The 22734-nt window shown below is 59.5% G+C and carries 22 protein-coding genes; 14 read left to right on the top strand and 8 right to left on the bottom strand.

Features of this window, described 5'->3' with window-relative positions:
• Window positions 1–180: 180 nt before the first annotated feature.
• From sufB to trmL, 11 genes are all read left to right on the top strand, one after another.
• The gene (sufB, locus tag B9Q17_RS00530; protein WP_058341736.1) at window positions 181–1629 is read left to right on the top strand and encodes a Fe-S cluster assembly protein SufB; all 1449 of its coding nucleotides are present in this window, start codon (window positions 181–183) and stop codon (window positions 1627–1629) included.
• 194 nt (window positions 1630–1823) lie between these two features.
• The gene (sufC, locus tag B9Q17_RS00525) at window positions 1824–2585 is read left to right on the top strand and encodes a Fe-S cluster assembly ATPase SufC (protein ID WP_022989292.1); all 762 of its coding nucleotides are present in this window, start codon (window positions 1824–1826) and stop codon (window positions 2583–2585) included.
• Window positions 2586–2600: 15 nt separating this feature from the next.
• The gene (sufD, locus tag B9Q17_RS00520) at window positions 2601–3884 is read left to right on the top strand and encodes a Fe-S cluster assembly protein SufD (protein WP_094623680.1); all 1284 of its coding nucleotides are present in this window, start codon (window positions 2601–2603) and stop codon (window positions 3882–3884) included.
• 5 nt (window positions 3885–3889) lie between these two features.
• Window positions 3890–5143, top strand: a complete 1254-nt coding sequence (locus tag B9Q17_RS00515) for an aminotransferase class V-fold PLP-dependent enzyme (RefSeq protein ID WP_094623679.1) — start codon at window positions 3890–3892, stop codon at window positions 5141–5143.
• Window positions 5144–5155: 12 nt separating this feature from the next.
• Window positions 5156–5512 carry a HesB/IscA family protein gene (locus B9Q17_RS00510; RefSeq protein ID WP_094623678.1) on the top strand — a complete coding sequence of 119 codons (357 nt, stop codon included), beginning with the start codon at window positions 5156–5158 and terminating at the stop codon, window positions 5510–5512.
• Between the two features lie 18 nt (window positions 5513–5530).
• Window positions 5531–6073 carry a putative Fe-S cluster assembly protein SufT gene (sufT, locus tag B9Q17_RS00505; RefSeq protein ID WP_022989288.1) on the top strand — a complete coding sequence of 181 codons (543 nt, stop codon included), beginning with the start codon at window positions 5531–5533 and terminating at the stop codon, window positions 6071–6073.
• Window positions 6070–6528 carry a SufE family protein gene (locus B9Q17_RS00500; RefSeq protein WP_094623677.1) on the top strand — a complete coding sequence of 153 codons (459 nt, stop codon included), beginning with the start codon at window positions 6070–6072 and terminating at the stop codon, window positions 6526–6528. The genes sufT and B9Q17_RS00500 overlap by 4 nt, the downstream gene beginning before the upstream one ends.
• A 24-nt stretch (window positions 6529–6552) precedes the next feature.
• Complete coding sequence (locus B9Q17_RS00495) at window positions 6553–7671, top strand: tRNA nucleotidyltransferase/poly(A) polymerase-related protein (RefSeq protein ID WP_094623676.1); 1119 nt, start codon at window positions 6553–6555, stop codon at window positions 7669–7671.
• Between the two features lie 10 nt (window positions 7672–7681).
• A complete protein-coding gene (locus tag B9Q17_RS00490; protein ID WP_094623675.1) occupies window positions 7682–8422 on the top strand; it encodes a pteridine reductase in 741 nt (246 codons plus the stop codon).
• A 127-nt stretch (window positions 8423–8549) separates the two neighbouring features.
• Window positions 8550–9728 (top strand): acetyl-CoA C-acetyltransferase, encoded by a 1179-nt coding sequence (locus B9Q17_RS00485; RefSeq protein WP_094623674.1) that lies wholly within the window; start codon window positions 8550–8552, stop codon window positions 9726–9728.
• A gap of 5 nt (window positions 9729–9733) precedes the next feature.
• A complete protein-coding gene (trmL, locus tag B9Q17_RS00480; RefSeq protein WP_094623673.1) occupies window positions 9734–10198 on the top strand; it encodes a tRNA (uridine(34)/cytosine(34)/5-carboxymethylaminomethyluridine(34)-2'-O)-methyltransferase TrmL in 465 nt (154 codons plus the stop codon).
• Here trmL and B9Q17_RS00475 read toward each other — a convergent pair.
• The 8 genes from B9Q17_RS00475 to B9Q17_RS00440 form a co-directional block, all read right to left on the bottom strand.
• A complete protein-coding gene (locus B9Q17_RS00475) occupies window positions 10156–10971 on the bottom strand; it encodes a heme ABC transporter ATP-binding protein (RefSeq protein ID WP_094623672.1) in 816 nt (271 codons plus the stop codon). The two genes, trmL and B9Q17_RS00475, sit on opposite strands and share 43 nt — an antisense overlap.
• Complete coding sequence (locus B9Q17_RS00470; RefSeq protein ID WP_094623671.1) at window positions 10971–12008, bottom strand: FecCD family ABC transporter permease; 1038 nt, start codon at window positions 12006–12008, stop codon at window positions 10971–10973. The genes B9Q17_RS00475 and B9Q17_RS00470 overlap by 1 nt, the downstream gene beginning before the upstream one ends.
• Complete coding sequence (locus B9Q17_RS00465; protein ID WP_244177269.1) at window positions 12005–12853, bottom strand: heme/hemin ABC transporter substrate-binding protein; 849 nt, start codon at window positions 12851–12853, stop codon at window positions 12005–12007. The genes B9Q17_RS00470 and B9Q17_RS00465 overlap by 4 nt, the downstream gene beginning before the upstream one ends.
• A complete protein-coding gene (locus B9Q17_RS00460) occupies window positions 12850–13926 on the bottom strand; it encodes a hemin-degrading factor (RefSeq protein WP_244177268.1) in 1077 nt (358 codons plus the stop codon). Before B9Q17_RS00460 ends, B9Q17_RS00465 begins: the two co-directional genes overlap by 4 nt.
• Window positions 13927–13941: 15 nt before the next feature.
• The gene (locus B9Q17_RS00455) at window positions 13942–15090 is read right to left on the bottom strand and encodes an HmuY family protein (RefSeq protein ID WP_094623670.1); all 1149 of its coding nucleotides are present in this window, start codon (window positions 15088–15090) and stop codon (window positions 13942–13944) included.
• Between the two features lie 35 nt (window positions 15091–15125).
• Window positions 15126–17081 (bottom strand): TonB-dependent receptor plug domain-containing protein, encoded by a 1956-nt coding sequence (locus B9Q17_RS00450; RefSeq protein WP_244177267.1) that lies wholly within the window; start codon window positions 17079–17081, stop codon window positions 15126–15128.
• A 168-nt stretch (window positions 17082–17249) separates the two neighbouring features.
• The gene (gene secB, locus B9Q17_RS00445) at window positions 17250–17747 is read right to left on the bottom strand and encodes a protein-export chaperone SecB (RefSeq protein ID WP_022989282.1); all 498 of its coding nucleotides are present in this window, start codon (window positions 17745–17747) and stop codon (window positions 17250–17252) included.
• Between the two features lie 131 nt (window positions 17748–17878).
• Window positions 17879–18295, bottom strand: coding sequence for a rhodanese-like domain-containing protein (locus B9Q17_RS00440; protein WP_022989281.1), 417 nt, complete (start codon window positions 18293–18295; stop codon window positions 17879–17881).
• Between the two features lie 226 nt (window positions 18296–18521).
• Between B9Q17_RS00440 and gpmM the strand changes: the two genes are divergently transcribed.
• The 3 genes from gpmM (at window position 18522) to B9Q17_RS00425 (ending at window position 22730) form a co-directional block, all read left to right on the top strand.
• Window positions 18522–20069 (top strand): 2,3-bisphosphoglycerate-independent phosphoglycerate mutase, encoded by a 1548-nt coding sequence (gene gpmM, locus B9Q17_RS00435; RefSeq protein WP_094623952.1) that lies wholly within the window; start codon window positions 18522–18524, stop codon window positions 20067–20069.
• Window positions 20070–20125: 56 nt separating this feature from the next.
• Window positions 20126–21226: a murein hydrolase activator EnvC family protein gene (locus B9Q17_RS00430; RefSeq protein ID WP_094623951.1), complete on the top strand. Its 1101-nt coding sequence runs from the start codon at window positions 20126–20128 to the stop codon at window positions 21224–21226.
• Window positions 21227–21329: 103 nt separating this feature from the next.
• Window positions 21330–22730, top strand: a complete 1401-nt coding sequence (locus tag B9Q17_RS00425; protein ID WP_094623668.1) for a carboxyl-terminal processing protease CtpA — start codon at window positions 21330–21332, stop codon at window positions 22728–22730.
• The last annotated feature ends 4 nt before the right edge of the window (window positions 22731–22734 follow it).

The following is a 22734-nucleotide window of genomic DNA, read 5'->3' as shown; positions in this document are numbered from 1 at the left end:
GCCCTTAGTGCCCTAAGGGCCGATTAAGGTATAATCCCTGATCGACCGATTTAATACCTGACTAAATTACTCTGGTATTGTATAATCACTCGCCAGAAACATCGGGAAACCGGGCCAACAGAGCCCTGCCCCGCCACTCAGGCACCAAGCCCCAGATGAGAGAATTACGGAGCGACGATCATGGCGACCACCGATAAAGAGGTGAAAGAGCTGATCAAACGGGAATACGAACACGGATTCGTGACCGAGATTGAATCCGACACCTTCGAGCCCGGCCTCAACGAAGACGTAATCCGCCGCCTGTCCGAGATCAAGCAGGAGCCGGAGTTCATGCTGGAATGGCGCCTGAAGGCCTACCGTCGCTGGCTGGAAATGGACGAGCCGGAGTGGGCCCACGTAGACTTCCCGAAGGTGGACTACGACGCCATCTCTTACTACTCCGCGCCCAAGAAAAAAGAAGACATGCCCCAGAGCCTGGACGACGTTGATCCGGAGCTGCTGCGGACCTATGAAAAACTGGGCATCCCCCTGCACGAACGGGCCAAGCTGGCCGGTGTAGCGGTTGATGCGGTCTTCGATTCCGTTTCGGTAGCCACCACCTTCAAGGAACCGCTGGAAAAAGCCGGCGTGATCTTCTGCCCCATTTCCGAGGCAGTACAGAAGTATCCGGAACTGGTGAAGAAATACCTGGGCAGCGTAGTCCCGGCCGGCGACAACTACTTCGCCGCCCTGAACTCCGCCGTATTCTCCGATGGCTCCTTCGTTTACATCCCGAAGGGCGTTCGCTGCCCCATGGAGCTGTCTACCTACTTCCGGATTAACGCCGCCAACACCGGCCAGTTCGAACGTACCCTGATCATCGCCGAAGAAGGCAGCTACGTGAGCTACCTGGAAGGCTGCACCGCCCCCATGCGGGACGAAAACCAGCTGCACGCAGCGGTGGTAGAACTGGTCGCCCTGGACGACGCCCAGATCAAATACTCCACCGTACAGAACTGGTATCCGGGCGACGAAAACGGCAAAGGCGGCATCTACAACTTCGTCACCAAGCGCGGCGCCTGCATCGGCAAAAACTCCAAGATCTCCTGGACCCAGGTAGAAACCGGCTCCGCCATCACCTGGAAATACCCGAGCTGCGTACTGCGCGGTGAGAACAGCGTAGGCGAGTTCTACTCCGTCGCCCTCACCCACAACTACCAGCAGGCCGACACCGGCACCAAGATGATCCACCTGGGCAAGAACACCCGGAGCACCATCATCTCCAAGGGCATCTCCGCCGGTCGCAGCTCCAACGCCTACCGTGGCCTGGTGAAATTCGGCCCGGGTGCAGAAGGTGCGCGTAACTTTACCCAGTGCGACTCGCTGCTGATCGGCGACCGCTGCGGCGCCCACACCTTCCCGTATATCGAAAGCAAGAACAAATCGGCCATCGTGGAACACGAAGCCACCACCTCCAAGGTCAGCGACGAGCAGATGTTCCTGTGCCGTCAGCGTGGTATCGACCCGGAGCAGGCGGTGTCCATGATCGTAAACGGTTTCTGTAAGGAAGTGTTCAAGGAGTTGCCGATGGAGTTCGCCGTGGAAGCCGGCAAGCTTCTGGAAGTCAGCCTTGAAGGCTCCGTTGGTTAACAGGACGGCATACACACAAGTATCACGGAAGCCGTCAGGGTGTCCCTTCCGGGATCGTCAAAATCAGGGATGATTTTGTCGAGCGTACAGGGACGTATTCACAGCGTATCCCGGAAGGGACACCCTGATGGCTGACTCCCCCATACTTGGGGCAGGAAAAGAATTCAGACGGTTAAAAAGAGAGAAGCGTACAAATGCTGAGCATCAAAAACCTGCACGCCTCCGTTGAGGGCAAAGAAATCCTCAAAGGCATCAACCTGGAGATCAAAGCCGGGGAAGTTCACGCCATCATGGGCCCGAACGGTTCCGGTAAGAGTACCCTGTCACAGGTTCTGGCAGGCAACGACGCATTTGAAGTCACCAGCGGCGAAGTCACCCTCAACGGCGACAACCTGCTGGACCTGGAAACCGAAGAACGCGCCCGGGAAGGCATCTTCCTGGCATTCCAGTACCCGGTGGAAATCCCCGGCGTAAGCAACCTGCAGTTCCTGCGCACCGCCGTAAATGCCATGCGCAAGCACCGGGGCGAAGAAGAAATGAACGCTGCCGAGTTCATGAAGCTGGCGAAGGAAGTCTCCAAGCAGGTAGACCTGGACCCGGCCTTCCTCAAGCGCGGCGTCAACGAAGGTTTCTCCGGTGGCGAGAAAAAGCGTAACGAAATCATGCAGGCCCTGCTGCTGCAGCCGAAACTGGCCATTCTGGATGAAACCGACTCCGGCCTCGACATCGACGCCCTGCAAGTCGTATCCAACGGCGTCAACGCCCTGCGCGCCGAAGACCGCGCCATCCTGATGGTGACCCACTACCAGCGCCTGCTGAACCACATCGTGCCGGATTACGTGCACGTACTGGCCGGCGGCAGAATCGTCAAATCCGGCGGCCGCGAACTGGCCCTGGAACTGGAAGAAAAAGGTTACGGCTGGTTGGGCATCAAAGACGAAGACACCAGCAACTGATCAGGAGGCCGCGGAATGAAATCTGTACCTATGCTTTCCGGCGCTTTCCTGCAGCCGGCCGGGCAATCCCTGCCGGACCCTTTGCTGGCAGTGCGTAACGAGCGGGCTGCAGCACTGGCAGACATGCCCATGCCGACCCGGAAAACCGAAAACTGGAAATACTCCAGCAAGTACCTGAAGCTGACCGAAGACATGGCCGCCACGCTGCCGGCTACCGAAAAGGCCAGCAGCCTGGACGTACCCGGTTACCGGATTGTGCTCAACAACGGTGCAATCAACCGCGCCGACAGCCAGTACCCGGACCAGGGCGGCATCACCGTTCAGCACTTCAGCGACCTGGATGCGGACGACGCCAGCTCCCTGGCGCAGAAACTGGGCAGCACCCTCGATGCAGAGCAAACCCAGTTTGCCCAGATCAACAGCGCCCGCTTTGAAGACGGCCTGCTGATCCGCCTGGCCGCTAACACCGTGCTGGACAAGCCACTGTTTATTCTACATGAAACCGCGGCCACCCAGAACGGCTCTGCCTTCCCGCGCATTTTTGTCGAGGCCGGCACCAACAGCGAGATGACGCTGGTGGAAGCCTATGTTTCCGAAGGCGATTCTGCGGCCCTGGTTGATACCGTTACCGAATTCCAGCTGGCTGATGGCGCCAACATCACCAGCATTCGCCTGACAATGGAAGGCGAAACTGTGCAGCACATTGGCGCTACCGGCGTACTGCAACAGCGCAACTCCCGCTTCGAGAGCCACTGCGTAGGCTTCGGCGGCCCGCTGCGCCGGCACGACCTGCAAGTTCGCCTGGAAGGCGAAGGCGCGGAAACCAAGCTCAATGGCGTGGTGGTTACCCAGGGTAAACAGCACTACGACAACCACACCTCCATTGACCACGTAGCCGCCCACTGCAACAGCGAAGAGACCTACCGCAACATTGCTGCGGACCAGTCCCACGCGGTGTTTAATGGCCGGATTCATATCCACCAGGACGCCCAGAAGTCCAACGCGGATATGAACAACAAGAACCTGCTGCTCTCCAACGGTGCCGAGATCGACACCAAGCCGGAGCTGGAAATCTACGCGGATGACGTCAAGTGCGCCCACGGAGCTACCATTGGCCAGCTGGATGAAACTTCCGTGTTCTACCTGGTTTCCCGAGGCATCGGTCGCCGGCAGGCCAACGTATTGCTGACCATGGCATTCATCAACGAGCTGGTCGAGCAGATTCCGGTAGAAGCCGTGCGCGACACCGCCCAGGCGCGGTTGAATGACTTCTTCGATCAAACCTTTCAGGAGGCCTGAGCGGCATGACCGATCTGTCTGTGGCAACCAACACCACCTCGCCGGCGTTTGATGTGGAAAGCATCCGCCGCGACTTCCCGATCCTGGCACAGGAAATCAACGGGAAGCCCCTGGTGTATCTGGACAACGGCGCCTCGGCCCAGAAGCCCGTCGCCGTGCTGGATGCCATGGACCGTTACTATCGGGAAATGCACTCCAACGTGCACCGGGGTGCCCACACCCTGGGCGACCGGGCCACGACCGCCTTTGAAGGTGCCCGGGAAGTGGTGCGCCACTTCCTGAACGCCCCCAGCACCAAAGAGGTTATCTGGACCCGCGGCACCACAGAAGCCATCAACCTCGTGGCCAACGGCCTGGCCCCGCGCCTGAAAGCCGGCGACGAAATCCTGGTCAGCCATATGGAGCACCACGCCAACATCGTGCCCTGGCAGATGGTGGCCGAGCGTACCGGCGCCCGGGTAATTCCTGTACAGGTAACCCCTGAAGGCGAGCTGGACCTGGAATCTTTCAACAGCCTGCTGAATGAACGCACCCGGGTACTGGCCCTCACCCACGTATCCAACGTGCTGGGAACGGTAAACCCGATCGCGCCACTGATCGAGCAGGCGAAGAAACAGGGCGTGATCACCCTGATCGACGGTGCCCAGGCCGTGCCCCACTTCAAGCCGGATGTGCAGGCACTGGGCTGCGATTTCTACGTGTTCTCTTCCCACAAACTGTTTGGCCCCACCGGTATTGGTGTGCTGTATGGCCGCGCTGAACTGCTGGAAGAGATGCCTCCGTACCAGGGTGGCGGCGAGATGATCGAGCGAGTGTCGTTTGAACGTACCACCTGGAACGTGCTGCCCTACAAATTTGAAGCCGGCACACCTGCCATCGCCGAAGCGGTTGGCCTGGCGGCAGCCATCAACTACCTGGACAGCCTGGACCGCAAGGCCATGGAAGCCGCCGAAAACGCCCTGCTGGCCCGCGCCAACGCACTGGTAGAAACGGTACCCGGCATGGAAATCATCGGCACCGCGAAACAGAAAGTGCCGGTGATGTCGTTCAAGATCGCCGGCCTGCACCCCAGCGACATCGGCACCCTGCTGGACCAGCAAGGCATTGCCATCCGCACCGGCCATCATTGCGCCATGCCGCTGATGGATTTCTACGGAGTACCCGGTACAGCCCGGGCTTCATTTGCGTTCTACAATACGCTGGAAGAGGTCGAGAAATTATTCACCGGCCTGCAGAAGATCCAGCGCCTGTTTGCCTGAGGAGGTGGAAACATGACAGCCGAAGTCTTCACCCCGAACACCGTGAACGTGACCATGACCCCAACGGCGGTCAAACACGTTCGCAAACAACTGGACAAGAAACCGGAAGCCAAGGGCATTCGCCTGGCCATCAAAAAGAGTGGCTGCTCCGGCTTCAAATACGAAACCCAGTGGGTAGAGACCCCCGAATCCGACGACCGCATTTTTACCATCGACGGCGTGGATGTGTACGTAAAGCAGGAACACCTGCCCCTGGTAAACGGCATTGAAATCGACTTTGTCACCGAAGGCGTGAACTCCCTGTTCCGCTTCCGCAACCCCAACGCCACGGCGGAATGCGGGTGCGGCGAGAGTTTTACGGTGGCTTGAATAGAGGTCTTACTGAGCATGCAAGAACGGGAAGTCGTACTGACAAAGCGCGAAGTGGAAGCCCGGCTGGTGCCTTCCGGTACGGAAATCATGATTCCGTCGGATACCTTCGTGACCATCACCCAGTCCCTCGGTGGCACCTTTACCGTGGCGGTGAACGGCAACCTGGCCCGGATTGAAGGCCACGACGCCGATGCCTTGGGCAAACAGCCCCTGGAAAGCAGCTTCGAGACCCCGGAAGACGGCACGGTTAACGAAAACCAGGTGTGGGAAGCCCTTCGCAACTGCTACGATCCGGAAATTCCGGTGAACGTGGTGGACCTGGGCCTGATCTACGACTGCCAGATCCAGAACGGCACCGAAGACGGCAACCACGTGTACATCAAGATGACCCTCACCGCGGCTGGCTGCGGCATGGGGCCGGTCATCACCAACGATGTACAAACCAAGGTAGAGCATGTGCCCAACGTGGACAAAGTGACCGTAGACCTCACCTTTGATCCGCCCTGGAACAACGATATGCTCACCGACGAAGCCAAGCTTGAACTGGGAATGCTATGACCGCCAGCAAGGAACAATTTCTCGAGAACCCTCTCGGTACCAAGACCACCCTGGAAGACGTTCTGGACGCCTTCGAATTCCTGGATGACTGGGAAGAACGCTACGCCTACATCGTGGACCTGGGCAAACAGCTGCCGGCGTTTCCGGATGAGGCCCGCATCGAAGAGAACTACGTGCACGGCTGCCAGAGCCAGGTCTGGCTGATCCACCATTACGATGAAGACAGTGGCAAACTGTTCCTGCTGATCGACTCCGACGCCATCATCGTACGTGGCCTGGCCGCCATCATCCTGGTGGCCCTGAACGGCAAGACACCCCGCGACCTGCTCGCTACCGATATCGACGAGCTGTTCGAACAACTCAACCTGTTCCGCCACATCTCTCCCACCCGAGGTAACGGCCTGCGTGCCATGGTTGGCAAGATCCGTGATATTGCAGCCACAGAAGCAGTCTGAGCCGGCTTAAACACAGGGTTTCCCATGCAAACCTATCTGGTAGGCGGCGCCGTTCGTGACCAACTGTTGGGCCTGAAGGTCAAAGACCGGGACTGGGTGGTGGTTGGCGCCACACCGGAGCAGATGAAGGCGCGGGGCTTCAAGCAGGTAGGTGCCGACTTCCCGGTGTTCCTGCACCCGAAAACCGGCGAGGAATATGCCCTGGCCCGCACTGAGCGCAAACAGGGCCGCGGCTACCACGGTTTTTCCGTGTACAGCGCGCCGGACGTTACCCTGGAGGAAGACCTCAAGCGCCGGGACCTGACCATCAACGCCATGGCGCAGGCTGAAGACGGCCAGCTGGTGGACCCGTTCGACGGCCATGCCGATCTTGAGCACAAAACCCTGCGCCATGTGTCCGAAGCCTTTGCCGAAGACCCCCTGCGTATTCTGCGCACCGCCCGCTTTGCCGCCCGCCTGCATCCGCTGGGCTTCAGCATCTGTCCTGAAACCATGACCCTAATGCGCCAGATGATTACCGATGGCGAACTGGAACATCTGGTGCCGGAACGGGTATGGCAGGAAATCCAGCGGGCACTGCACGAAAACGCACCCACCGTATTTTTCGAAGTACTCCGTGAACTCGGAGCTTTGGGGGTGCTGATTCCGGAGCTGGAGGATGCAACCGTGTTCCGGGCCGGCGTTAAGGCACTGGCGTGCATTCACCACCAGCAGGGCAACACCGCCCAGCGCTTCGCCGCCCTCCTGGGCGCCGTGCCTGAAGAGCTGGCCATTACCCGGGCAAAGTCCATGAAAAGCCCTAATGATTGCCGGGATATGAGCCGGCTGGTATGCCGGTTTATGGCCGAACTGTCCCGACATCCTGCAGACAGCCTTTCTGCGGAAGATACCCTGGAGCTGCTGGATGCCGCAGACCTGTGGCGCCGCAGCGAGCGTTTCGATGCCCTGCTTGACACATTGGCCTGCACGCTCCCGGAGGCGCAACAGAGCCTTCTGGAGCAGCTGCACGCCGCTGCAGGAGAAGCTACCGGTGTAAATCCGCAGGACTTGCTAAAACAGGGCTTCATGGGCAAAGAGCTCGGCGAAGCAATCCGGAATGAGCGGCTGGCACGTATCACCCGGGTACTGAATCCATCATCCTGAGGACGTCGTTATGGCCGCTCCCGTTGCTCTGATCACCGGTGCTGCCCACCGCCTGGGCGCCCACACTGCCGAAACCCTCCATGGCCGGGGCTGGAATGTGGTCATCCATTACCGGAGCCGGCAGGAACAGGCCCGGCAACTGATCGACAAACTGAACCGGGAACGGGCAGACTCCGCCACCTCGGTGCAGGCGGACCTGACCAATCCCGAAGACCTCGCCCGTCTGGCAAAAACCGCCTGCAACCACTGGCAGCGGCTGGACGGACTGGTGAACAACGCGTCGGTGTTCTACCCCAACCCCACGGAAAACGCCACGGAGGACGACTGGCAGGGGATTATGGGCGCCAACCTGAAAGCCCCCTTCTTCCTGCTCCAGCACTGCCTGCCGGCCCTGAAGAAAAGCTCTGGTGCGGTGGTCAACCTGATCGACATCTACAGCGAGAAGCCCCTCAAAGACCACCCGCTGTACTGCGCCAGTAAGGCCGGCCTCGCCGCCCTCACCCGCTCCTGGGCCAAGGACCTAGCGCCGGCTATCCGGGTAAACGGCGTATCGCCCGGCGCGATCCTGTGGCCGGAGGGCGACGCCGAAATCGACCCGAATTATCAAAAAGCCATTCTGGACAAGACCCCACTCGCCCGCACCGGCAACCCGACGGATATCGCCGGCGCCATCACCTGGCTGATGTGTGATGCCCCCTTCGTAACCGGCCAGATTATCAGCGTTGACGGTGGCCGTAGCCTGAACATGTAAACCGCCCACAGCCACTACCCGACCATGGTGGCTTTGGCGCCCCGGCGCTTTACCGCTACAATGCCCGCCATCTGTTCCATACGAGGCGGGCCTGTTTCGAGCCTTCCCACTACAACGGAGATTTCCCATGCGTGATGTCGTGATCGTTGCCGCAAAACGTACCGCAGTCGGCAGTTTTGGTGGTGGCTTGTCCAGCCTGCGTGCTGACCAGCTCGGTACTGCCGTTATCAAGGCCCTGATGGAAGAAACCGGTATCGCCGGCGAGCAGGTGGGCGAGGTCATTCTCGGCCAGGTGCTCACCGCCGGTTGCGGTCAGAACCCGGCCCGCCAGGCGGCCATCAACGCCGGCCTGCCCAGTTCAGTACCGGCTATCACCATCAACAAGGTGTGTGGCTCCGGCCTGAAAGCGGTTCATATGGCGGTGCAGAGCATCCAGTGTGGTGACGCCGAGGTGGTGATCGCCGGTGGCCAGGAAAGCATGAGCCAGGCCCCCCACGTGCTGCCCAACAGCCGTAACGGCCAGCGCATGGGTAACTGGAGCATGATCGACACCATGGTGAACGACGGCCTCTGGGATGCCTTCAACGATTACCACATGGGCATCACCGCCGAGAACATTGTTGAGAAGTACGGCATCAGCCGTGAAGAGCAGGACGCCTTTGCCGCCGCCTCCCAGCAAAAGGCGGTCGCGGCCCAGAACGCCGGCTACTTTGACGACCAGATCGTTCCGGTCAGCATTCCCCAGCGTAAGGGCGACCCGATTGTGGTCGCTAAAGACGAATGCCCCCGCGATGGCGTTACCAGTGACAGCCTGGCCAAACTGCGCCCGGCCTTCAAGAAAGACGGCTCGGTAACCGCGGGCAACGCGTCATCCCTGAACGATGGCGCTGCTGCTGTTCTGGTGTGCAGTGCCGATAAAGCCCGGGAGCTGGGCCTGACTCCGCTCGCCACCATCAAGGCCCACGCCAATGCAGGTGTAGACCCCACCATCATGGGCACCGGCCCCATTCCCGCCAGCCAGCGTTGCCTGGAGCGGGCCGGCTGGAGCGCAGCCGACCTGGACCTGATCGAAGCCAACGAAGCCTTCGCGGCCCAGGCGATCTCGGTAAACCGGGATATGGGCTGGGATACCGACAAGGTGAACGTGAATGGCGGCGCCATTGCCATCGGCCACCCGATTGGCGCTTCCGGCTGTCGTATCCTGGTCAGCCTGCTGCACGAAATGGCACGCCGCGACGCCAAGAAAGGCCTGGCCACCCTGTGCATTGGTGGTGGCATGGGTGTAGCACTGGCCGTGGAACGCTAAGCCACGTGCTGCACGTTGTACTCTATGAGCCGGAGATACCGCCAAATACTGGCAACATCATCCGGCTCTGCGCCAACACCGGCTGCCAGCTGCACCTGATTGAACCTTTGGGCTTCTCCCTGGAGGACAAGCAGATGCGGCGTGCCGGACTGGATTACCGCGAATACGCTACGGTAAAGATCCATCCGGATTACGACAGCTTTCTGGCCACCGAGCAGCCTTCGCGGCTGTTCGGTCTCACCACCAAAGGAAGTCGCCATTACCACGAGGTAGTGTTCCGGGACGGTGACTACCTGATGTTTGGGCCGGAAACCCGGGGCCTGCCGGAAGACGTGCGCAACGGGCTGCCCGCCGAACACCGTCTTCGGGTACCCATGCGCCCGGAAAGCCGCAGCCTCAACCTCTCCAATACCGCAGCTCTGGTAGTTTATGAGGCCTGGCGGCAAACCGGCTTTAACGGCGCGGTTTGAGCCCGTGTCTGGCCCAGGGGAACCACCAGAGGGTACCCCTCGGGCAACTCAACTATCCGAGCCTGAAATCCGTAAACTGCGTCTAATACCTCGGGCGTGAGTACCTCCCGGGCTGAACCCTCGAGCACACAGCGCCCTGCCCGCATCATCACCAGTCGGTCCGCGTACTGGGCGGCCAGGTTCAGATCGTGCACCACCGCCAGCACCGCCACGCCCTGCTCCCGGGCCAGCCTTTGCACCCGCTGCAGTACCACCTGCTGATGGGCCGGGTCCAGCGCCGACGTGCATTCATCCAGCAGCAAGAGTCGGTCGCCCTCGGTATCGGCAATCTGTGCCAGAACACGGGCAAGTTGCAGCCGCTGTTGCTCGCCGCCGGATAATCCTGGCACCAGCCGATGCCGGAGATGACTGATTTCAAGCTCAGATAAGAGGTGTTCCACCAGTTCATCCGCGCGACCCGGGGACTTGGCAGAGAGCCCCAGCCGGACCACCTCTTCAGCGGTTAACGGAAAGTTAATATCAACCCGCTGGGGCATAACGCCCCGGTGGCGGGAAAGTGCCTGTGGACACCAGTCGGCCAGCGATTGCCCGGCCACAATAATCTCACCCCGGGTGGGGGCATCGCCACTGACGGCCTTAAGCAGGGTGGACTTCCCCGCCCCGTTCGGCCCCAGCAGCATCACCAGTTCACCGGCGGCCACACTCAGGCCGACACCATGCACAATCGGCGTCGAGCCGAGGCTCACGTGCACATTCCGGATATCCAGTACCATCACATCACCCGGGTTCTTAGCAGAAGCGCCAGAAAGAAGGGCCCGCCAATCAACGCCATCATCAGCCCAATGGGCAGCTCGGCAGGTGCAACCACCACACGGGCCAGCGAATCCGCGGCCACCAGCAGGGTGCCGCCCAACAAGGCGCTGAATGGCAATACGATTCGGTGGCTGGCCCCCAGCGCCTGGCGCACCAGATGGGGCACCACCAGCCCGACAAAACCAATCAGCCCGCTGACTGCAACGGCCGCTCCCACGCCAAGCCCCACCACCACAATGGCCACTTTCTTAACGGTGTCGGTGCGGTAGCCAAGATGGCCAACCACCGACTCGCCCAGTAAAAAGGCATCCAGCGGGCGCGCCAGCCAGGGCGCAAGCACCAGTGCCAGCACCATAAACGGCGCGCCCAGCACCAGGTCATCCCAACCGGCATGGCCAAGGCTGCCCATGGTCCAGAAAGTGAGTGACCGCAGCTCCTCGTCGCTGGCGTAGAAAGTCAGCAGCCCGGTACCGGCGCCAGCCACAGCGTTGATGGCAATGCCCGCCAGCAACAACGTCGCTACCGCAGTCTGGCCGGAGCGGTTAGCGATGCGCCAGGCCAGCAGTACCGTCAGGCTTCCGCCAATAAATGCCGCAATGGGCAAGGCCCAGTCACCGGTCAGCGCCAGCCAGCCACCCAGCCAGGTATTACCCAGCACAATCACGGCAATCGCGGCCAGCGAGGCACCGGCCGACACCCCGATCAGGCCGGGGTCGGCCAACGGGTTGCGAAACAACCCCTGCAAAACGGCACCACAGACTGCCAATACCGCGCCCACCAGAAACCCTAAAAGAAATCTGGGCATCCGCACTTCCAGAAATACCATAGAGGCCACCGGGTCGGCGGCTTCCTTACCGGCTATTACGCGCAGAATGTCGGCGACTGACAAAGGGTAAGCACCACTGGAGACCGAAACCAGCGCCACTGCAAGGGCAACACTACCCAGTGTCAGCAGCGCAGGCTTCGCATCCAGGCGGCCAGCAGGGGTCAACATCATCGGTTAGCCACACCCTGCCTACCCGGCAATACCTCGTTCACCGCCGCCATCGCGTCCACCAGGCGGGGGCCAAAGCCGAGCAGCAACATACTGTCAGCCTGCAGCCTGTGCCCAGACTTCCAGGCATCCAGCAACTGCAACTCTGGCCAGTTGTCGATATTAAACTGCCCGGGTACCGATTCGGCGATCACGATGGCATCTGGCTGTGACGCCAGAATCGCTTCCCGGCTGGCTGGCTTGTAGCCTTCCAGATCGGCAAAGGCGATGTCCGCGTTCACTTCATCGAGCAGCGCTTCGGCGGCAGTATTCTTGCCCGCCAGCATCACCGAGTGATTGCCGGCCGCCAGCACAAACAATACCTTCGGGCGATACCCGCGAGCCTCGGCCGACCTGTGCAGGGTATCAATCCGGGCCTGCAGGTCTGCCACCAGAGCACGGGCTTCGGCTTCCTTACCCAGAAGGCCGCCGACGGTTTGCACCCGGTGCAGAGACGCCTCGGAACTCCAGGCCGAGGGCAGAATTTCCACCTGCACACCGGCCTTGCTCAATCGCTCCAGATTCTTTTGCGGCGCGGCCTGCTCAGAGGTGATCAGCATATCCGGCTGCAGTGCGAGCACTCCTTCAAAGGGCAGTGCCCGTAAATAGCCGACCTTGGGCAGGGCTGCGATCGCTTCCGGAAAACCACTGGTGGTGTCCACCCCTACCAGTAAAGATTCCAGCCCTAACCGATAGACAATCTCGGTGATGGCCCCATCAGCTGTGACCAAGCGGATATCCGCGGCAGCACATACCCCAGGCCAGACCATCGCCACAGCCAACAAGATGCCGGCCAGTTGCGATCTCATGACAGCGCCTCCAGGGTGCGGGCCTGCTCGCGCCAGTGCTCAGATTCAGGAATACCCGGTTTTCGGTCACCGAACACGGTAAGAACCAGCTCGCCCTCGGCATTAAAGGCTTCAACAGACGTAATGATGCCGTCTGTGGAGGGCCGACGAACCAGCCACCAACGGGTGATTGAAGCGGTATTCACGTGCAGGTTGAATCTGCTATCGAGCACATTCATCCAGGGGCCGCTGCGGCGCAGGTTTTCTACCTGACCGGTCCAGATTTGTACGATGCCCGGGTTGCCGACAAAGATCATCGCCCGGCACTGATTGTCGCGCAGCAGTTCCAGCAAGCGATCACAGATATCGTCCTTTGGGCTCTGCAACTCGGTTGCCCACTCGCCCCGCAGCAGCTCAAGGGCGGTCAGGCGGTCGGCACCGGTTTTTTTTAGCAGAGCGCCAAAATGGTGAACATCCTTGAGCTTGCTCCAGCCATCCCGCAGGGCTTCAACATCAATGCTGTCGGCGTCTGCACGCTCCGTCGCCGGGCGGGTGCCATTGGGAATGAACGGTTCCAGTTCATCTGCAGCAAAATTCTCGACCAGCGAATCCCAGGCAGCTCCGTCGGTGTCGTCCACCCGGTAGATCTTGTGTACGGCGACACCGTATTTATCAAAAAACTGCAGGCTTTCCCGCAGCCCGGACCGTACCTGCTCTTTTACCCGGTAGCCCCAGGCCCAGGCCTTGAAGAACACACGGATATCGATCTCACCCACTGCCAGGCCCATAGCGCCGGAACCGCCAGCGGTGAAATCCCTGAAGGTGCCGGTAACTTCATGCACCACCTGTTCGTTGCGGGTCAGAATCATCACCGGCCCCACAGCTTCCAGCGCCTTCAGGATGCCGGGAAAATCTTTTTTCAGCGGAATCAGGGCGTCGCCAGTGCGTATCCGCATCAGTTCCATTTCACTGACGTTGAGCTTGTCAGCCATTTGCCGCACCCGCAGGTTGGGCTCATCCTTCAGCAGCGCCTGGAGACGGGCAGCCAATGCTTGCCGCGGGCCTTCAACCGGGTTCATCATTGTGTGGTGCATACGCTCTCCTTTTAGTTATTCGGTAGTAACGGGCAACCAGCGAACGGTTGGATTACCACTGGTACCACTTTCGTTGTAGTAGTTCACAATCTGCAGAGCCCAGACCGTCGAGGCCGGGTTATCAACATCGGTTTTTATCAGGTAAGTGCGGAAATTCGGCCAGATTTTGTGGCCACCGTTGAGGTTATATTCATACCAGCTGTGCTCAGAAAACACGCCGCCGGTGGAGTCTGTTGCGTAAAGCTGTGGTACGCCGGGGTCCGCATCCAGCGCATCCGCTTCATCCCAAGTCATGGGATCTGATGCACCACCATTACCGTTGCCGCTCACGCCGCTGTTGGACTTGAGAAACCAGTCCCTGCCAGAAAAACCGACCTGTATGTCCCAGGTGGTGCTGGTGGTGCAATCCTCGACCGCATCGGCATCAAAGTTGTAGCAAGCCTCCATGCCGTTGAAACCTGCAGGCGGCTCGAACGCGATCGTGGTGCCGCTGAACACCGCCTCGCCGGCGCCCTGCACCTCAAATTCAAACCTGAACCCCTCGATGCCGTTGCCCGCACGGGTGGGAAAGTTAAAGTCGACAACACGCATCCGGGCGTAACTGTTACCCTCGGCTGAACGCACCAGGTAGGCGACATCCGGCTTTTCACTGATCACACCGCCAGCGCCATAAATCGACCAGTTGGCCGACTCACCAAAAGCGCTGGAGAATCCATCCTGCTGCCACTCCCCGGGCTCACTGAACTGACCGAGCAGGTGCTCCTCTTCCGAGTTCTGGTTTGCGTTCGAGAACACGTTAAAATCGGGCTGGCCGTTCTGATAGAAATCGTCTTGCGCCACGGCCAGAGCACCACCCACCGAGCCATTACCTGAAGCACCACTGTTCAGCTTAAACGCTAGCCGGTTGGCGGAAATGTGCCAGTCCTCAGAAGACTCCACACTTTCCCCGGTTTCCAGGTTGAGATACACCGTGTCGGTAGCCGCCGGCAATGTGCGGGTCGTAATACCGTTCGAATTTACCGGATCATCTGTGCCGGTTGTCGGCGTGTCGTTACCGGACTGGCTCGCGTCGCTGATATCCTTGTCACCTCCGCCACCGCCACAGGCGGTGAGCATGGCAGCCACCAACAATAGGGACGGTGTTCTCGAGTCAATAAACGTCATTACAATCTCCTTTCATTTAACGTGTCTTATGGGGCTTACTTGCCAAACGACACCTTGAGCCCTGCGTACAAAAACCGCCCGCCAACCGGTCGGAAATCCTCTTCAGAGTTGCTGGCATCGCGCTGCTCATCCGTGACATTGTCCGCGCCGGCGTAGAGTCGGACCTGGTCGGTGAGTTGATAATTCAGTTTCAGATCTGCGGTGGTATAGGCGGGGGACTTGCCGTTGTTGGAGGCATCAACAAACTCTTCACCCTGGTAACGGATGCGCGCACTCCATGACAAATCGTTGAGCAGTAAAGGGCCATCAATACCCAGATTGGCCTGATGACGCGGGCGCCGGCCAAGCTCGTTACCGGTCTGCTTGTCTTCTGTCCGGGTATAGGTATACCCAGCCGTGAGACGCCAGTCGCTGGATGGCTCCCAGCCCGCGGTAGTCTCAAAACCCCAGGTTCGGGCCTCGGCGATATTTTCGTACTGGAACTCCATCACGCCGTTATTTACAGCGCCGGTGTCGGCGGTCTGAATCAGTTGCTCGATATCGTTATAGAAAGTGTTGGCTTCCAGCCAGGCCGAACGGTCCCACGTCACGCCACCGCCCAACTGATAACTCACAGACTCCTCTGGCTTGAGATCCTCCGAACCTTTGACGATGTAACCGAGGGCGCTGTGATCAAACACGAAGTGACGTTCTTTCAGGTTTGGCACCCGGTAACCTGCGCCAACACCGCCCCGGAGAAAGCTATTCAGACGACCGCTATCAACAAGCTCGAAACGGGCGTTAATCTTCGGTGCCGTGTGGCTGCCAAAATCAGAGTCGTTCTGAAATCGCACGCCTGGCACAATTTCTAGCCGGGACACAGGCATCCAGGTATCCTGAAACCAGATTTCCTGTGCCTTTCGCTCTTTTCGGCCGCCAACCTCCGAAATGCCATCTTTGGTTTGACGCAGCGTTTCCCGGGTAACATCCACACCGCCCTGAAGGTAATGACTGGCGAGCGCTGGAACGCCAAAATGCGCAGACGCTTTCGACAAAGTGGACTCGGCGCGCCGGTCATCAAAATCCTCGATTCGTGAGTATTTGATGGTGTCATCGTTAAGCACTTCGTGAACGGCAGACCAGCCTGCCCGCACGCCACCCTCACGACCGTGGTCACCAGACAGCGCGAAGCGGGTGCGCTCCACGGTCTCGTTTTTCCCCTGATTCTGGTTTACCGGGTTTCCAAGGCGATAACGTGACTCCGAGTCTTCCTCAAAGCGCGCGACCGCTGCACTGATACGATGCTGGTCCGCTGGCAACCAGTCCGCTCGAAGGCTGAGGTCTGTGCGATCGTATTCGTCGCCAAGTTGAGACCAGGTTTCCGGCTCTCTGTCGACGCCGTCGGAGTGTTGATGTGAGGCGGACAAACGAAGCGCAAGATGATCGTTTCCGCCCTGAACCGTTGCACGAGTGCTGTATAGCGCCGGATCGGTCTCGTCGCCGGAGGGATTCTGATCGCCGTATGTCCCTGCATCGGCGGAAAAGCTACCTGCCAGTCCAGCTTTCGGTGCACGGGTGATCACGTTGACTACACCACCAATCGCCGAACTGCCGTACTGAGCGGATACTGCTCCCTTAACCACTTCAATCCGCTCAATATCCAGCACCGCCAACTGACTGACATCGACGGACGACCCCGTTGTTGCGGTCATGGGCATGCCGTCAATCAGGATCAGAACGCGATCAGCCTCGACACCCTGCAACCAGACTTCGTAGCCAGGCTTTCCGTGAATCTCGCGCAGTTGCAGCCCAGGTACATTGACAAGGGCTTCTTTGAGACTGCGGGCGTGAGTTCTTTCGAGCTCGCGGGCGGTGACAACTTCCGTGCGCACCGGTGTGTCGATTAGCTGGCGCTCTGTTCGTGTTCCGGTAACGACCAACTCGTCAAGATAACCAGCTTCGGCACCCCATCCAGCCTGGGGGATGACCACGGCCAGACCGCAGGCAGCCAAAGCAAACAAAGACCCTTGTCGACACATAAACAATAACCATCGCTTAATTTGAACGCGAACGATTATCGTTTTGTTTAAGCATTACGTCAACTACTTATTGACCATAATCAAGCGGGCACAAAAAAACCGGCCGAAGCCGGTTTTTTTTAACTGAAGAAGCTGGAACTCTTAGTGAGTCTGCTCTTCCTTCGCTTCGCCTGCGGCTTCTTCCTGCTTGCGCTTGAGCGCCTGGGCGTAGATCGCATCGAAGTTCACCGGCGCCAGCATCAGTGCCGGGAAGCTGCCACGGTTAACGGTGGCGTCGATGGCCTCGCGGGCGTACGGGAACAGGATGTTCGGGCAGTAGGCGCCGAGCATCTGGCCCAGCTGGGCACCTTCAATACCGGCTACCAGGAACACACCCGCCTGCTGGATTTCAACAATATAGGCGACCTTCTCACCCACCTTGGCGGTAACGGTCAGGGACAGAACCACTTCGTACTGGTTGTCGCTGAGTTTGTTGTGGGCGGTGTTCAGGTCCAGGTTCACCTGCGGCTTCCACTGCTCCTGGAATACCAGCGGCGAGTTGGGTGATTCAAAAGACAGGTCCTTCACATAGATGCGCTGAAGGGCGAACTGTGGTTGGTTCTGGTTTTCGTTGCCTGCGGCTTGCTGGTTCTCAGCCATGATCAGTCCTTTCGTTTTCGTAGGTCGGGCGCAGCCCGTTGTTATAGTCACGTGTGCCGGAACAGTCTAAACACAGGCCCCGGCAGGTAATGTGAAACAGTGCTTCAGATCGGCAATCAGATCAAGCCCTGTTACTTTTTCACCAGCGGCAGGTTGCTGGCTTTCCAGTCGGCGATACCACCGTTCAGGCGCACCACGTTGGTAAAGCCTTCTTCCTTCAGGTACTTGACCGCCATTGCAGAGTGCTGGCCCATCTTGTCGACCACGATAATCTGCTTGTCTTTGTGCTTGCTCAGCTCGTTGGCACGGCCCTTGATGCCACTCAGGGGAATATTCAGAGAACCGGTAATACGACCTTCGCCGAAGTCTTTGCGGTCACGGATATCCACCACTACGGCTTCGTCTTTGTTGATCAGAGACACCGCACCCTGGGCGGAAATCTTGGCACCACCACGGCGGGACTCCAGCACCAGAAGCGCCAGCAGCAGTGCCACAAAAACAGAAACCAGAATGTAGTGGTTAACAACGAATTCGAACAAGCGATCCATGAAACTACCCTGAAAATTTGATTTGGCGGGATTATACACACCCCTGACGGCTCAAAGAAGGCAAGTGGCACGCGCCAGGGGCCTCCTTATATAGCAACGGAGCATCAGGGCCATGCAAAGCCCTGGCGCTGCGCGCGTGGCCTGCACAAATGAAAACGGTTACAATCTGCCCCACTTTTACCACGATTCCCTTGCAATCTGTTTTCGCAACCAACCGGACGACATGATGACCGACACGCGCAAGCCCACTGCACTGATTATTCTCGACGGCTGGGGCCACCGTGACCCGGCTGCAGACAACGCCATCTCCAACGCCCGCACACCCTTCTGGGACAAGCTCTGGCAGAACCAGCCGAAGACCCTCATCAACACTTCAGGCATGTTTGTTGGCCTGCCGCAGGGCCAGATGGGTAACTCGGAAGTAGGCCACATGAACCTCGGCGCCGGCCGGGTGGTGTACCAGAGCCTGACCCGTATCGACAAAGACCTGGAAGACGGCCTGTTCCAGAAGAACGAAGCCCTGTGTAACGCCATCGACAAAGCCGTGGCGAATAACAAGGCCGTGCACATCATGGGTCTGCTGTCTCCGGGCGGCGTTCACAGCCACGAAGACCATATGCTGGCAGCAGCGGAACTGGCCGCAGCCCGTGGCGCCAAAGAAGTCTATATCCACGCCTTCCTGGACGGCCGCGACATGCCCCCGCGCAGCGCCCGCCCGTCCCTGGAAAAAGCCGCCGCCAGGATGAAGAGCCTGGGTGTAGGCCGGGTAGCTACCATCGTTGGCCGCTACTTCGCCATGGACCGAGACAACCGCTGGGACCGCGTAGAAGCCGCTTATAACGCCATGACCCTGGGCGAAGCCGAGTTTACCTGTGACGACCCGGTAACCGCACTGGACCAGGCCTACGAGCGGGGCGAGAACGACGAGTTTGTAAAAGCCACCCACATCCGCGCCGAAGGCCAGCCAGAGGGCACCATCAACGATGGCGATTCCGTGCTGTTCATGAACTTCCGTGCCGACCGCGCCCGGGAAATGACCCGCACCTTCGTGGAGCCGGAGTTCGACGGCTTCGAGCGCCGCAAGCACCCGGAGCTGGCCGATTTCGTGATGCTCACCGAATACGCCGCGGACATCAAAACCTCCTGCGCCTATCCGCCCGAACAACTGGCCAATGGCCTTGGCGAATACATGGCCAGCCAAGGCAAGACCCAGCTACGCATTGCAGAAACCGAGAAGTACGCCCACGTGACTTTCTTCTTCAATGGCGGACTGGAAACCCCGTTTGAAGGCGAAGACCGCATCCTGGTGCCTTCCCCCAAAGTGGCCACCTACGACCTGCAGCCGGAAATGAGCGCGCCGGAAGTAACCGACAAGCTGGTAGAAGCCATCAAGAGCGGCAAGTACGACCTGATCGTGTGCAACTACGCCAACGGCGACATGGTTGGCCATACCGGCAAGATGGATGCAGCCGTCAAGGCCGCCGAGTGTCTGGACCAGTGCGTACAGCGGGTTGTGGAAGCGCTGGACGAAGTGGGCGGCGAAGCCCTGATCACCGCCGACCACGGCAACTGCGAGCAGATGACTGATCCGAAATCCGGCCAGGTTCACACCTCCCACACCATTGGCCCGGTGCCGCTGGTTTATACCGGCCATCGCAACGTCAACCTCAAAGACGACGGCAGCCTGTGCGATATCGCCCCCACCCTGCTGACACTGATGGGGCTGCAGCAACCTCAGGAAATGTCCGGGCACAGCCTGGCCGAGATCAACTGATCCGGCTTAAGGCAGATACCTTGAAGTATGTCCTCGCACTGGCGTTGGCTCTCGTTCTGGGAGCCACGCCACTGCATGCCCGGGATGACGTAACCCCCGAACAGGTGGAGGCGCTGAAAAAGCGCATTGCCAGCATTGACGAATGGCTGAAAGATGCCGAAAAAGACCGCTCCAGCCTGGAGCAGCAACTGGCCCGTACCGAGCAAAGAATCAGCCAGCTGACCCGGGAGCGCCGGGAACTGCGCGAGAAAGCCGATCAGCAACAACAGCGCCTGGATGAACTGCGAACGCAGGAACGCCAGTTGGCCGACACCCTTGACTCACAACGGGAAGGCCTGAAAACGCAGATTCGCGCCGCCTGGATGGAAGGCGACGCCCCGGCCCTGAAAATCCTGCTGAACGAAATAGAACCGGGCCAGATTGCCCGAACCCTCACCTACTACGAATATCTCAGCAACGACACCGTCGAGCGCCTTCAAGCCTTCCAGAAGAGCCTCCAGGAGCTGAAACAGGCCCGGGCCGCGGTGCAGGCATCGCGAGTGGAACTGGCAAAGACCGAAGCAGACCTGGAACAACGCCAGCAGCAACTGACGCAAAGCAAAGCCGAGCGGGAACAAACCCTGGCAGCCTTGAAGCAGGACATCCGCAGCCGGCGCAGCGAGCGGGACGACCTGGAAACTGACCGCAAACGCCTTGAGCAGCTGCTGGAAGAAGTACAGCAGGCCATCGCCAACATCCCCTCTCCCAACGAATCCCGCCCGTTCAAGTCACTGCGGGACAAACTGCCCTGGCCCGCCAAGGGCCGCGTGGTCACCAACTACGGCGCCGCCTATGCTGACGGCAAATTGCGCCGCAGCGGCCTGATCATGAACACGGCAGAAAACGCGGAAGTCACCGCCGTACACTATGGCCGCGTCGTCTTCGCCAACTGGTTGCGGGGTTTCGGGCTGATGACCATTATCGATCACGGCGATGGCTACATGACCCTGTACGGCCACAGCAGCAGCCTGTTCACCGCACCCGGCGACTGGGTTCGGGCCGGTGAAACCATTGCCCTTTCCGGCCGCACCGGAGGCACCGAAGACCCGGCGGTCTACTTCGAAGTTCGCCAGAACGGAAAGCCGGTCAACCCCCGCCGCTGGCTGGGCAAGCCCTGAGTTTTGTCCCCCGACGCAAAGGGCTGACAAACGGCGCTGCGAACGCCATACTGTCGAAATCAGGAACTTAGTCCAACTATTGGAAACAAAACAGGATATGTGGATGAAACGAGTCACCGGCAAACTCCAGATCTCACAACTTCGCAGCCTTACCCTTGCGACCTGTTTGTTTACGCTGCCCGGACTCGTCGTGGCCCAGGATGCCCAAAGCCGGGACATCATCGAAGGTATCCAGGACGGCGAGCGGGTAGAACTGAAACTGCCGGACCCGGAAGAACAACTGCCGCTGGAAGACCTGCGCAAGTTCACTGAAGTGTTCGCCCGCATCAAAGACGCCTACGTAGAAGAAGTTTCCGACAGCGAGCTGCTGGAAAGCGCCATCAAGGGCATGCTGTCAGACCTCGATCCGCACTCCACCTACCTGGCCCCGAAAGACTACGAAGAGCTGGAAGAAAGCACCTCCGGCGAGTTTGGTGGCCTGGGCATTGAAGTGGGCATGGAAAACGGCTTTGTGAAAGTCATTTCCCCCATCGACGACACCCCGGCCCAGAAGGCGGGCGTGCAGGCCGGCGACCTGATTATCAAGCTGGATGAGAAACCGGTGAAGGGCATGTCGCTGGAAGAAGCCGTCAACCTGATGCGCGGCAAACCCGGATCGGTACTCACACTGACCATCATGCGTGAAGGCGAAACCGCACCGATCGAGATTGATGTAACCCGCGATATCATCAAGGTAACCAGCATCAAATCCCGGATGATTGAAAACGGTTACGGCTATGTGCGCATTACCCAGTTCCAGGCGGAAACCGGCAAACAGTTCCTCAAAGCCCTGAACGATCTGGAAGACGAGCATGGCAGCGACCTGGACGGTCTGGTGATCGACCTTCGCAACAACCCCGGCGGCGTGCTGCAGGCTGCCGTGGAAACCGCCGATGCGCTGATTGATGAAGGCCTGATTGTCTACACCGAGGGGCGTATCCAGAGTTCAAGGCTGCGCTTCAGTGCAAAGCCGGGCGATGTGATGGCCGACACCCCGATTGTGGTGCTGATCAACGGCGGCTCCGCCTCGGCTTCCGAAATCCTGGCCGGCGCCCTGCAGGATCACGAACGTGCGGTGATCATGGGCACCCAGTCCTTCGGCAAGGGCAGCGTGCAAACAGTCATCCCGCTGGATGAAACCCATGCCATCAAGATGACCACCGCCCGCTATTTCACCCCGGACGGCCGCTCCATTCAGGCCACCGGCATCAAGCCCGATATTGAGGTGCGCCCGGCTGAGCTGACCGAGCTGGACAGCCGCCCATTCTTCACAGAAGCAGACCTGACCGGCCACCTGGCCGGCGAGAACGAAGAGAAAGCCAAGGAACAGCGTGAGCAGCAGGCAGAAACCGAACAGTCTGCTGCCAACCGTGACTACCAGCTGCGTTCAGCACTGAACCTGCTCAAAGGCATGCGCATTCTTAACCGCAAGGACGACAGCGGCCAACAAGGCAAAGATCAGTGAAACT

Source organism: Marinobacter vinifirmus (assembly GCF_002258215.1).
Classification (GTDB): Bacteria; Pseudomonadota; Gammaproteobacteria; order Pseudomonadales; family Oleiphilaceae; genus Marinobacter; species Marinobacter vinifirmus.
The sequence above is the reverse complement of the archived record's forward strand: the minus strand, read 5'-3'. Positions and strand labels throughout refer to the sequence as shown.